This is a genomic window from Alistipes sp. AF14-19 (assembly GCF_003461645.1).
Lineage (GTDB): Bacteria > Bacteroidota > Bacteroidia > Bacteroidales > Rikenellaceae > Alistipes > Alistipes shahii.
On record NZ_QTXM01000008.1, the window covers coordinates 1 to 12,601 of the forward strand.

Below are 12,601 nucleotides of genomic sequence, written 5' to 3' on the forward strand. Positions count from 1 at the left end.
GGAGTTTGCAGACAATGGCTTGCCATTGATATAGCCCACTATAACTACACGCTTCGCTTCCGTAGTTGTGGGCTCTCCCGAGGGGATTAGGACTTTGCCCTAATAACCCACAAGGCTTTGCCCTTGACCCACTCAGGGCGTTTCACCCCTGAGAACCCAGAGCAAAGAGTGACCTTCTCTTTGCAATCTCCGCTTATGGGTTACACCCCTAAGAACCCTCGTACAAATGAGAGCAGAGGTAAGCTTGCTTAACCTATGCAGAATGCAGTCGAGGGTCACTGAAAGTAACCTCTGCGGTTATGAGCGGAGCAAATGAATTCAGTTAAACAACCCAAATCAAATTTTAAGAAAATGGCAACAAAATCAAGCATACATATCAAGTCCTGCAATGTCAAATCAAGTGGGGCTCATAACCGAAGAACTGCCGAGTATATGCGTAATATCGGCGAGTCCAGAATCTACATCGTGCCTGAACTCTCTGCCGACAACGAGCAGTGGATAAATCCCGGCTTCGGCAACCCCGACTTGCAAGCGCACTATGACCACATCAAGCGGATGGTTAAGGAAAAGACTGGCCGTGCCATGCAGGAGAAAGAGCGTGAGCGCAAAGGCAAGAACGGTAAAATCATCAAAGTGGCAGGATGTTCTCCCATCCGTGAGGGTGTACTTCTCATCAGACCGGACACTACACTGGCAGATGTGCGCAAGTTTGGCGAGGAATGTCAACAACGTTGGGGCATCACTCCGCTTCAAATCTTCCTGCACAAGGACGAGGGGCATTGGCTGGGCGGACAGCCCGAAGCTGAGGACGAAGAGAGTTTCCAAATCAGTGGCAAGTGGTTCAAACCGAACTACCACGCTCATATCGTATTCGATTGGATGAACCACGACACAGGAAAGAGCCGAAAGCTCAATGACGAGGATATGACAGAGATGCAAACCTTGGCAGCCGATTTACTCTCTATGAAACGAGGAAAATCCAAAGCCGAGACAGGCAAGGAACATTTGGAACGCAACGATTTCATCATAGAGAAACAGAAAGAGGAGATGAACCGCCTTAATGCCACAAGACTATACCGTGAGCATCAGTTGGAACAGGCGAATCAAAAGATGCAGGAGGCGGAAAATGTTACCAACGCTCTCATGGAGCAAGCCAGCCAAAAGCAACAACAGAGTGAAGACCTTGACAGGGCTATCAGCGAGAAACGCTCCAAACTGAACAAGGAAAAAGGGAGCGAACTTTTGGATGTCGCTGTCGGCTGGGCTACAGGCAGGTCAAAAGCTCTGAAAAGCGAAATTGAGGATTTGCGTGATGAGATTTCCACGCACGAGAACACTATCGAGAGGTTGCAGTGTAAAATCCAGACAATGCAGAGCGACCATCACCGTGAACTGATGAAGCTGGAGGGTAAGCACCAGTCCGAACTGAACCGCAAGGAGGCAGAGCATACGCAGGAAACCACAAGACTTAAAAATCGGATTGCTTGGCAGAACCATATTATTGGCTGTCTCAGTTTTCTGCTACTCAAAACAAGCGACATCTTCCGCAAGGCTGTAAACGGCATCATCCGTTTGGCAAAGGATTATTACAAGCCACGTTTTGACTCGGAGCAGGTATCGGACATCAAGAGTGCGCTTAACCTGTTTGGGAGTGACAAACAATCTCACCGTGCAGCCGGGGATTTCCTGTATATTTCAGCCAAGCAAAAAGGAAACTTGGATAGCCGTGAGCAGGTCAAAGCCCAACGAGAGGTCGAAAATGTGGTGGAAGGTCGCTACGACTACCAGCAAAAGAGGGGCTTCTCAATGGGAAGATAACCGATAATGCTATGTCAGTGATAATAATCGTAAGATTTTGACGTACAACCGAATAAAAAGAGTAACTTTGTAAATAAATTAAAGAAGATTATGACTAAAAAGAAAAAACATACCAAGAAGAAAAGACAGCAGCCTAAAACCAAGAAACAAAAGGTAATGGCTAAGCAATCCATCAATGGCTTTAATCTATTTGAAACACAAATGCGCGCTATGGGTAAACGCTTGCTTGAGGTCTTTAAGGATAAAGATACTGTCAATGCAACTTTAAGAGAGCATATTGAGACGATTGAGGGCTATTTCAGGAAATATGATTCTGTGCAGTTGCTTGGAAGCATTGGATTATATTTATTAGATAACCTTCCCAATCTTGAAAAGTATTTTATGGCACAGATGAATGGCACAGAGATGCATCTGGACGAAAATGCTGAAGTGATAGCGGAATATGCAATGAACTTTGGTCTTTCAATGCCAAATGATGGCATAGATAATCCCACAGATGAAGTAGTTAAGGATTTGAGAAATCGATTGAGGGCCTTGTTCATGACATATATCTATCAAGATATGCCTTTAGTTGATGATCCTATGCAGTCCATTGATTGGATGATTCATATGGATACTATAGCTGTTCGTGGTGATGGTTATCAAAATCATGTATATGAAGTATTTAAAGAAATGTTCTTCCCTCATACAACCTTTTACCAACAACAATTTGGATATAGTGTTGACCAACTATTTGAATTCTTTATGGATCTGGAAAATAGAGTTATATGCAAGATTGCTAGTCAAGAGAATATCTATGGCATAACAAAAATGCATGAACGGTGGAAGAAATGGGACGAAAAGACATTTGGTCCTATTGACGATGAAGCTACATTAGAGAATCGAGATTTCTCAAAAGGTCTGTTTGGCGCGTTCTTTGAGGCAAACCCGGATGTAGCACACACGGAAGACGGTATGCATTTCCTAATGTATCAACCAAATGATTATGGGAATTCTGATAAGATATTTTGGGTTTATCCTCAAAACGAAGTGGAAACAAGAATTCTAGATTCTCTTTCTATGGAATTTGGCGATAATTCTGCTTTTCTTGCAGAAAGCGAATTCAAAGGCAGTATTATGAATGGTCATAGTATTTTTGAGAAACCATTTGTTAAAGATGGTGATAAATACTATTGCTTTACTCCTATGATTCCTCATAGAAATCTGTTCTTGATTGCAGAAAAACTTATGATGCGCGATGGAGCCTATTACCAGAAGAATTTCCAGCAGAATACAAGTCCGATTAGCCGAGACTTTTATATTGAGAATAAAGTAAAGTCTGTTATGGAGTCATTTCTGTCAGATGTCACATTTTATTCTTCTGTACATTACAAGATAGTAGAGGATGAGGTAGAAAAGAATCCAGAACTAGATATTCTTGGCGTTTCAGATAAGGCCGTCTATATTATAGAAGTTAAAGCCCATGAACTTTCTTATAAGGACAGAGTTAGGTTGGATGGAGCCAAGTATAAATTCAAGGCCTCTGTTGCTGAGGCATGTAAACAATGCTGCAGGTCAGTTGATTTTATCAATAACTCAACAGAACCTATATTTGGCACACAACAAGGGGCAGTTTTAATTAACAAGACAAAACCAATATACAAGATAGCTGTAACCTTTCAGCATTATTCTTCGTTGTTGGGACAGATGGATAAACTTGTGGCTGCTAGTTTGATGGAGGAACGCTTCCGTGATACATGGGTTGTGTCATTATTTGACTTGATGGTTGTTGCTGACTTTGTTGAATCAGAAGATGAATTTTTATCTTATCTTGACATGCGAAAGATTATTAATACTAATCATAGTACATTTCATGATGAACTTGATTTGCTGGGTCAATTTCTCAATGAGAATCTGGCTGATAAGGTAATTGCCAATAAGCCAATGATGATTATCGGCGGATCTAGTGATATTGATGAGGAATATGCTAAGGATTTCTATCTGCCAATAAATCTTAGCTCCGAAAAGGAGTGAATGTATCAAATTGACATGAACCCAGAAAGTTTTTTGTCTAACTTTTGAGGTTCATGTCAACCTGTAGCTTTTATATTACAGAATTATTATTGCAATAATTATTGTGTACTAATTATCATCAGAATCTGCATATAGTTCGCATTGACGGATAACGGTTTCGAGGGCTGCTTCTTGTTCTTCAGGCGGGTACTTGTACTTTTTGAGCAATCGTTTTACCATAGAGCGCATCTTGGCACGAGCCGATTCTTTCTGCCGCCAGTCAATCGTTTTACTGCTACGTAAGGCTTCGGTCAGTTCCTTAGCCATAGCAACAAGTTGGTCGTTTTCGTAGAAATCTCTTACGGCTTGCGGTTTTGTCAAAGCATCGTAAAATGCTTGCTCTTCCTCTGTCAGTCCCAACTCTGACGCTTGCTCAGCATTCGCTTTCAGCTCCTGCGCCATTTTTAGCAACTCTTTGATTACTTCCTCGTTGGAAATCAAGCCACGCAAGTATTCGGCAAGTCGGGCATCAAGCATCTCACTGAACTTCTCGGCTTCAACCATCCTCTTTTTTGCGTGTTTTCTGATATGTTCTTCAAGCAAGCGTTTGAGTAGTTCGAGAGCAAAGTTTTTCTCTTTCATCTCGGCAATCTCTTTCAAGAAATTCTCATCAAAAAGAGAAATTTCAGTTCCCTTAGTGCTGAGTATTTCCACCACGCCGTCAGCCTTGATAGCCACTTTGAGCAACTGTGTAATACGCTCGTCTATGATTTTTCGGGTAATCTTCTTGTTTCCCGTAAGGCGTAAAAGCAACGTCCTAACCGCTTCAAAGTATGCTTCTTCATAGCGTTCCGCAGGAGTCAGCAGACTACGACAAAGCGATGCGGCTTGCGCTAGACGTTTGCTTTCTTCCATAAATACCTTTTGAGCTTCTGCAGAAACGGCATCCACTAAAATAATGTTGCCGTTTTCATCAGTCTGGGTAGTAGGTTGAGAGGAAACAAGATTATTTTTGTCAAGCAGTACATTCACACCGCCTCTTATAAGATTGGCTCGTTGCAAGTTGGAACAGTCGGCAAAAGCGGAATAGTCGTAATCATCCATACATTCACGGCAATGCTTTAGTGCAGCAACAAATTGCTGATAAGCAGTTGTCTTGATGTTCGGGTCACCAAAGCGTTTTTTGTCACGTCCTGTATAGTCGTGCATGGCTTTTTTTAGAGCCTTGGCTATGCCAATATAATCTACTACCAAACCACCGCTCTTTTCCGGGAAAACACGGTTTACCCTAGCAATAGCCTGCATCAGGTTATGTCCCTTCATAGGTTTATAAACGTACATCGTGGCAAGCGAGGGTACATCAAAACCTGTGAGCCACATATCCACGACAATAGCGATTTTCAGCGGTGAATTGTTATCCTTGAACTGACGAGCCAGTTCCTCTTTTCGTGCGCCAGACCCAATAATATCATTCCATTCTACTGGATCTTGGTTTCCTTGTGTCATGACTACACAAATAATGTCTTTCCACTGAGGACGAAGTTCTATCAGCTTTTTGTAAATATCAATTCCTGTAGCACGGTCAATCGCCACAATCATAGCCTTGCCCGTAAGCAAGTCGGCACGGTTGTTCTCGTAATGGTCTATGATGTCCTTACATAGAGAGTCTATGGTTTGCGGAGCTGAGAGCAAGGCGTGAAGACGTGCATTTTCATCCTTTGAGCGTTTGATGTCCTGTTCTTCCGCTCCTTCTTCCGCAAGTTTCTCATACTCGTTATCCAGCAATTTAAGCGTGTCGGCATCCAAATCCAATTTCAACAAGCGGCTTTCGTAATATACAGGGACTGTAGCACCGTCTTCCACGGCTTGGGTCATGTCGTAGATGTCGATATAGTTGCCGAAGACCTCTCTTGTATCGTTGTCGTCTTGCTCAATAGGTGTACCAGTGAAGCCGATGAATGCAGCATGAGGCAAAAGTTTACGCACGATAGCCGCAAAACCGAGTTTCAGTTCACCTGTTTCTGTATCTACTTTCGTTTTGGTATTTGACTGTGTGCGGTGGGCTTCATCGCTAATCACAATCACATCGGAACGATTGGTGATTAGTTTGTCACGGTCTTTGAATTTTTGGATATTGGCAAAGATAACACCATGACTTTTACGCTTTTCCAGCAGTTCATACAAGTGTTCGCCGTCAGTAGCCTTTATTGGCGTTTGGCGCAAGTAATCGCTACAAGCCGCAAAAGTGTTATGAAGTTGGTCGTTCAAATCGAGGCGATCTGTCAGCACAAGCAAGGTCGCACTCAACAGATTCTTCAAAAGCTGATGGGCATAGAATACCATTGAAAGACTTTTACCAGAACCTTGCGTGTGCCAGAATACACCAATTTTACCGTCATTGCGTTGTAAGGCTTGCTTTGTGCAGTCAAGAGCTTTCTTTACGGCAAAATACTGATGATAACCAGCAAGGATGCGGAGTTTTTTATCCACACCCATAGTGAGGGTGAAGTCTGCAATAATATCAATGAAGCGATGTTTGGTGAAGATACCATTAAAGAAAGTCTCAAAGTCGGCAAATACTGTACTTTCATAACTCCCGTCTGTGGTTTTCCACTCCATATACCGGTCAAGCGGTGCCGTAATCGTACCTACACGAGTGTCTGCCATGTCGCTTATCACAAGCATTTGGCAAGCGGTAAAGAGTTGCGGAACAATACGCATATAGTTCTGCAACTGCTGATGGGCTTCCTCCGAATTGGTAACTTCACGGGAAGGAGACTTCAACTCAATGACAGAGACAGGCAGGCCATTAACAAACACCACAATATCGGCACGTTTGGTGGAATTACCGTTTACGATCGTCCATTGATTGGCAACAACAAATGAGTTGTTGTCTATATTAACGGGGTCTATTATTTTAATATGGTCACTGCGCAGTGTTCCTTGGTCAGTTTTGAACGTAACGTCCAAGCCATTTTGTAGCCAATCGGTAAGGGTCACGTTTGCACTAACCAAAGGCTGGCTGAATAATTCACGTATTTGTCGGATAGCTTCGTCAACGGCTCCAACTTTGTCTGTTCCATTGATAAGCAACATCGCCTTACGCAATGCTCCCGGTATGGTGGCATCAGTGAGTTCTCGGCAGGTGTCGGTTTCAAGTTCCGGGCCATAATGATATTCATAGCCCATTTCCTTGAACAAAGAGATTATCGACTGCTCGTATGAATCTTCTGTAAAATGGAACGTATTAGGCATAATAGGTTGGAATTAAATTATCATTTATACGGCGGTTAAGCTCGATTTTATCGTCAATGGAAGATAGGAAGTTTGCGATACGTTTTTGTTCTTTTAAAGGAGGAAAAGGGATCTCAAATTCCTTTATTTGTTGCGCATTTAGATTTTGCTGAGCACCTCCATTTGCAAGAGAAGCTAGGTGAGAATAGTCATTATATAAGGCATAATAAACGAATCTATAATCTGCCTTGACAGGATTTATGGTTAGATTACAACACGCTTGATTAGTGGTAAGTGGAATCTTTGTAATAGCTGTTTTCCCTGCAGTTGCACCATACATTGCAACAATTACAGAATTTGCAGGTATCCATTTAGCGGATGAATTATTAAGTCCTTCATCTGTTATTGTTTTTTCAGTTTCATATATGCAGCTAAAATTAATTTCTTTTGTGTTAAGCCAAGGAATATTTCCGCCATAGTATTCCATAACGGTGCTTTTGGGCGTACCACCACTGCATATATTTGAACAAATATGTTGTATTTCAATTTTATTATATTCTTCCATAAATGAGAATTTAGCAATTAAATTCGTTAATTTTTAGCTCGCCAGACATCAGCTTCGGGAGAAGCGAATCTCGCAAAGAAATGAATTTTTCATTTTGATCCGTATTCTTTATCATAACCTCTTTCATTTTCAAATAGAGGTTATTAAACTCAACTACAACATCAGATGTTGGGTATATTGTTTTTATAAGCGACAAATCATTATAGCCGAGCGATTGTCTGACTCCACCAATAGCTCTTAAAGCAACTTCGTCTTTGAACATAGCTGTTCTTTTGAAAAAGTCGAAGAAATACTGGTAATTAGGTTCACACTCAAAAACGACATAGACTGGGCTAACACAACCCACAAAGTCGAAAGTATTTAACCCGATTGAGCCAATGTTAATACGAGCTGGATTATAAGCAAATGATAAAGGGTTGACAATTAGATATTTTGATAAGTCTTTGCTAAATACTTGTTTGGTGAAGTATTCTTCTGACAATACCAATTCTCCTGAATTTATAGGAGACAGCACTGTCACATCTTCACGATTGCCAACCTTTTCTGTTATTTGCTTTGTGACTTCACCTAAGCTAACAACTCTCCAACCTTTGGGTATCAATCCAAGCTCTGAATCTACAAATTCACCGCCTCTGAATGGCTCGAAGTCTACGAACCACGACTTGAACAACGCCTGCGCCTGCTGCTCTAAATTATCATTTATACGGCGGTTCAGCTCGATTTTCGAGTCTATAGAGGAAAGAATAGAGGCTATCCTATTTTGAGTTTCCAAATCAGGAACTTCAATTTCATAATTTGAGAACGAACTCTTGTTAATGATAGGCACAGCAGTAGAAGTTTTGCTAAGATAATTCAACTCTCTACCAACCAATGTCATAAAATAATAAACAAAATCCGCATTGAAGTTTTTATTGGGAATAATTGAGTTAAATTGCTGATTCGTAACAGTCGGTTCTTTGGTCATTACCACCTTTCCCAAATCAGAGCCTATACAACTCACACATATAGAACGTGACGGAAGTAAACAATTTCTTACTTCATTTAGTCCTTGTTCTGTAAGTGTCTTAGTCGTTTTAGGGGCAGACTTATGAGAGAGGTCGTCTGAGGGGGTCAAGAAAGGTATATATCCATCATAGTTCTCCGCAACTGATGTCCTTGGTGTTTTTCCCGTAACAATTTTACCAATATCTGATATATGTATTTTCTTTAATTCCATAATACAAACATTTACGATACATTCGTTCTACATATAGCACTTGAGCATCAAATTAACCTAATCCGTTGAGCATTATCTAATCGCCTATGACAATAGGATATTATTCCCAATATTTCCAAAGCATCTTGTTCTTCTATATTCCATAAGACTTTAGGCTCGTGTGCTTCAGGATTTCTGAACATACCACACAATCCCTTTAACAAATTTGCGAAGCCAGAATGTTCATCCTTCTCGGATTTAGAAATAAAACTATTGATAATCAATACGGGGTTACTACTAAATACCTGTTCGATAAGTTTATTTCCATCTTCCTTCGAGCCCGACAAATCTCTTATTCTTTGGAATAATCCCTTATTTGCTTCAAAAACAGCATGAAAATAGTTGTTTTGCAGAAGTTCCGCCTTACAATAATTTAATATTTCAGAGTGAGCTTTACGCTTTTCTACTTCAACTTTTAGATTATTAGCTTTTATTTCTACATCTGTAATTCTACTTGCCTTTTGGGTCTTAGAAAATTTGCCATCTTCATTATATTTGTAGCCGCAAAAAGCAAGCTGCTGATTTATTTTATCTCTCAATGATTCAAAACGTTCCTTTTCAGACACAAAACGTTCTGGGGCAAGCGCCACGGAAATAAACGTAAAAACGCAATTTGAACATTTTGATTCATTACATGCTTTAGCAAAAGCATTGTAAAGTCGATATCGTTTTGTGTTTGTAGGGTCAACATCTTCAATACCTGATTGAATAAGGCATTTATGTATCTCCGATCCAGTCAGACCTTCTGATGTATCGCCCAAGACATTGGCAATACATTCGATTACTACTGGTGTCAAAATATGCTGTTCCATAAATGAGAATTTAGCTGTTTGTTTGACCATCTAATGTGGCTTCTATCTCTTTGATTGATGGCATTGTTCCTTCAACCTTTTCAGGATAGAGTTTTTCAAGCTCATATTCGGATATTCCGAGAGGCTGACTACTTGATTCTAACGCATATTGAGCCAACGTATTGCTTTTCTGCTTGCAAATGAGTAATCCTATTGTCGGATTATCGCGCCCCTCCTTGCGAAGAAGATGATTGCAAGCAACAACATAACCGCCTAATTGACCGGCATCAGCAAAGTCAAACTCTCCGATTTTTACCTCTACTACCACATAGCAAGACAATTTAAGATTGTAGAAAAGCAAGTCTATAAACTTCTCTTTCTCTGCTATTTGCAAGCGATATTCTTTGCCTACATAGGCGAAACCTGTGCCAAGTTCCAACAGAAAGTTTGTGATATTGGTGAGCAATGTATCTTTTAGTAGTCGTTCATTATATTTTCCTCGTAATCCCGTGAATGAGAAATCGTAGGGGTCGCGTGTTAGTTCCTGCGCCAAATCGCTATCCACATCAGGGAGCGTACTCTTGAAATTTGTGAGAGCCTTTCCGCTGCGCTCATACAGATTTGTGCCTAATACATTGAGTAATATATCCCTGCTCCATCCATTCTCTAATGTTTGGCGGACATAGAACAAAGCCTTGTCTGAATCAGTCGAACATTTGTCTATGATATAACGATGATGTCCCCAAGGAATAGAGAATAAATCAGAATATAATCTTTCCACAAGCTGTGGAAGATTTTCTTTCTCAGATTCTTCCACAATTTGTGGAAGAATTGCAATCTGTTGTTTATAAAGAGTATAGAAACGTTTTGCGTAACGGATTGATGTTTCAGATAATCCTTCCACATCAGGCATTTCATGGCGCAAGTCACGGCTTAATGTAGCGTAAAACTTACTGCCATACTTGTTATCTGCTTGCTTTTCTTCAATATCTTTACCGAGTTCCCAATAATAGCGAAGCAATTCTCTATTCACTTTTATAGCCGCCTTGATTTGGCTGCCACGATAACGCTTTACAAGCTCTTTAACCCATAAAGTGTAATCCTTATCTAATATGCCGATAGATTTAACCATTTTATTTCTCCGTTTTTATTCACTAATTTTTAGTTCACCAGACATTAGCTGTGGGAGAAGCGTGTCACGCATCTTTGCCAACCTTGCATTTTCAAGACTGTTAGAAAGTATCGTTTTGATAAAAGGAAGAACTATGTCTCCATACCTTTTTACATACGGACTTTCATTTGAGTATATTGGAAGACACTCAATATCTTTTGTATTTATACCGGGGATTGCAGCCTTTCCTCCAATTGAATTTAATTGGTTCATAATGTATGGTGTACGCATATAAAAATATGCAAACGCATTATAAGCGTTATCCATTAAGTCCAAGATGAAGACATGCTCATTGATATACATTTCGTTGAAAGGAAATCCTTCTCCAAAGATAGAGAAATTTGGAATAAAATATCCCGGTTTGCCTCCGTCTTTGTAAATCAATAGCTCATATCCATTTATCTTTCCCTTTTTTATAGTTTGAGCATATTCTTTTGGAATGTACTTTGTCTTAGAATAGTCATAATACCCCAATCCTTTGATATTTTCCGCCCCAATGCTTGGAACGCCTTCAAAGGTTGCACCACCTTTGGGTCTTTTTCCACTTTCTATATTGTGAGGTATATCTTCGATGTAAACTATTGGTAACTCTTTGGGGGTACTACCGAGAGCTGAATCTACAAATTCACCGCCTCTGAATGGCTCGAAGTCTACGAACCACGACTTGAACAACGCCTGCGCCTGCTGCTCTAAATTATCATTTCCTTGTCTGTTTTTCAGGAAAGATGAGCCACTGTTATGTGTCAAACAATACCACATGCTAATTTATGAATTTACGGTGTGAGAGTTTGACATTGTTTTGATTCACCATTGCATAGTGCATGGTAGTATCAATCTTGACATGACCAAGTAAGCGTTGCACTTGTTCCACAGGCATACCTTTGTCGATAGCCATTGTTGCCAATGTACGGCGAAACTTGTGAGGATGAACACGCACGATCTTTGCAGAGCGGCCAATTTTGCGCAGACGAGTTTCTACCCCCGAAATCTCCAAGCGTTTATGCGGTTTAGCTAAAGAGACAAAAAGAGCCTTATTTCTGTCTTTGCGAGAAGCTAAGTATTGTTGTAGATGAATCTTTGCACGGGCATTGAAGTAAACGATGCGTTCCTTGTTGCCTTTGCCAAATACGATACATTCACGCTCTGTGAAGTTGATGTCTTCTCGATTGAGTTTTACCAATTCGCCTACACGCATACCTGTTGAAGCCAGTAAGTCAATAATGGCAAGGTCACGGATTTTAGTGCAACTATCACGGAGTTGCTCGATATTCTCATCACTCAATACTTCCTTGACCTGTGTTCCTGTTTTCACCTTATGTATTCTGCGGACAGGACTTTTGACAATGTAGTCCTCTTCTTCGAGCCAAGCAAAGAACGAAGAAAAAATCCGGCGGATATTATCAATGGTCACTTTGCTTGATTTGTTTTTTCGCTGGAATACGGCAAGGTAGGCTCTAATGTCCTCGGTAGTATAGTCGGTGACCTTTTTAGGCATCTTCTTAAATAACTGCCGAATGGTAGAGCCGTAGTATTTGATTGTAGGTGTTGTGCAACCCTCCACTTGCTTCGCGGACAGGAATATGTCAAGCAGACGGTCGTTAGACGCTGCATTTTCGTGCAGTGTCTCGCCATCTTCAGTAATAGTGTATTGGCTTACTACTTGAAGCAATACACTATTAAGGTGAGCTACTTGTTCAAAACTTAACACTTCTGTCATTGCGGTGCTGATTTCCTGAATTAATTTTTCTTTCATATTCTTCGTTATTATATGGTGA

9 protein-coding genes are annotated in these 12,601 nt (G+C 40.6%); 2 read left to right on the top strand and 7 right to left on the bottom strand.

Annotated features, from left to right (window positions below):
* Positions 1-351: 351 nt before the first annotated feature.
* Both DWW03_RS08385 and DWW03_RS08390 read left to right on the top strand, forming a co-directional pair.
* On the top strand, positions 352-1,818 hold the full coding sequence (locus DWW03_RS08385; protein WP_118406600.1) for a mobilization protein: 1,467 nt from the start codon (positions 352-354) through the stop codon (positions 1,816-1,818).
* A gap of 90 nt (positions 1,819-1,908) precedes the next feature.
* Positions 1,909-3,831: a hypothetical protein gene (locus tag DWW03_RS08390; protein ID WP_118404470.1), complete on the top strand. Its 1,923-nt coding sequence runs from the start codon at positions 1,909-1,911 to the stop codon at positions 3,829-3,831.
* A gap of 108 nt (positions 3,832-3,939) precedes the next feature.
* Here DWW03_RS08390 and DWW03_RS08395 read toward each other — a convergent pair whose 3' ends face one another.
* The 7 genes from DWW03_RS08395 to xerA are packed head-to-tail and all read right to left on the bottom strand — an operon-like array spanning position 3,940 to position 12,579.
* Complete coding sequence (locus DWW03_RS08395; protein WP_118406601.1) at positions 3,940-7,065, bottom strand: type I restriction endonuclease subunit R; 3,126 nt, start codon at positions 7,063-7,065, stop codon at positions 3,940-3,942.
* Positions 7,058-7,609 (bottom strand): restriction endonuclease subunit S, encoded by a 552-nt coding sequence (locus DWW03_RS08400; RefSeq protein ID WP_118406602.1) that lies wholly within the window; start codon positions 7,607-7,609, stop codon positions 7,058-7,060. Before DWW03_RS08400 ends, DWW03_RS08395 begins: the two co-directional genes overlap by 8 nt.
* Before the next feature lie 10 nt (positions 7,610-7,619).
* Complete coding sequence (locus DWW03_RS08405; RefSeq protein ID WP_118406603.1) at positions 7,620-8,825, bottom strand: restriction endonuclease subunit S; 1,206 nt, start codon at positions 8,823-8,825, stop codon at positions 7,620-7,622.
* Positions 8,826-8,872: 47 nt separating this feature from the next.
* Positions 8,873-9,676, bottom strand: a complete 804-nt coding sequence (locus DWW03_RS08410) for a TIGR02391 family protein (RefSeq protein WP_118404473.1) — start codon at positions 9,674-9,676, stop codon at positions 8,873-8,875.
* Between the two features lie 10 nt (positions 9,677-9,686).
* Positions 9,687-10,787 carry a YhcG family protein gene (locus DWW03_RS08415; RefSeq protein WP_118404474.1) on the bottom strand — a complete coding sequence of 367 codons (1,101 nt, stop codon included), beginning with the start codon at positions 10,785-10,787 and terminating at the stop codon, positions 9,687-9,689.
* 15 nt (positions 10,788-10,802) lie between these two features.
* Positions 10,803-11,573: a restriction endonuclease subunit S gene (locus DWW03_RS16880; RefSeq protein ID WP_250793515.1), complete on the bottom strand. Its 771-nt coding sequence runs from the start codon at positions 11,571-11,573 to the stop codon at positions 10,803-10,805.
* 13 nt (positions 11,574-11,586) lie between these two features.
* Positions 11,587-12,579 (bottom strand): site-specific tyrosine recombinase/integron integrase, encoded by a 993-nt coding sequence (gene xerA, locus DWW03_RS08425; RefSeq protein ID WP_118404476.1) that lies wholly within the window; start codon positions 12,577-12,579, stop codon positions 11,587-11,589.
* Positions 12,580-12,601: the final 22 nt, after the last annotated feature.

Coding starts and splice junctions, on each gene's coding strand:
- DWW03_RS08385 (WP_118406600.1), top strand. CDS start 352: ATGGCAACAAAATCAAGCATACATATCAAGTCCTGCAATGTCAAATCA.
- DWW03_RS08390 (WP_118404470.1), top strand. CDS start 1,909: ATGACTAAAAAGAAAAAACATACCAAGAAGAAAAGACAGCAGCCTAAA.
- DWW03_RS08395 (WP_118406601.1), bottom strand. CDS start 7,065: ATGCCTAATACGTTCCATTTTACAGAAGATTCATACGAGCAGTCGATA.
- DWW03_RS08400 (WP_118406602.1), bottom strand. CDS start 7,609: ATGGAAGAATATAATAAAATTGAAATACAACATATTTGTTCAAATATA.
- DWW03_RS08405 (WP_118406603.1), bottom strand. CDS start 8,825: ATGGAATTAAAGAAAATACATATATCAGATATTGGTAAAATTGTTACG.
- DWW03_RS08410 (WP_118404473.1), bottom strand. CDS start 9,676: ATGGAACAGCATATTTTGACACCAGTAGTAATCGAATGTATTGCCAAT.
- DWW03_RS08415 (WP_118404474.1), bottom strand. CDS start 10,787: ATGGTTAAATCTATCGGCATATTAGATAAGGATTACACTTTATGGGTT.
- xerA (WP_118404476.1), bottom strand. CDS start 12,579: ATGAAAGAAAAATTAATTCAGGAAATCAGCACCGCAATGACAGAAGTG.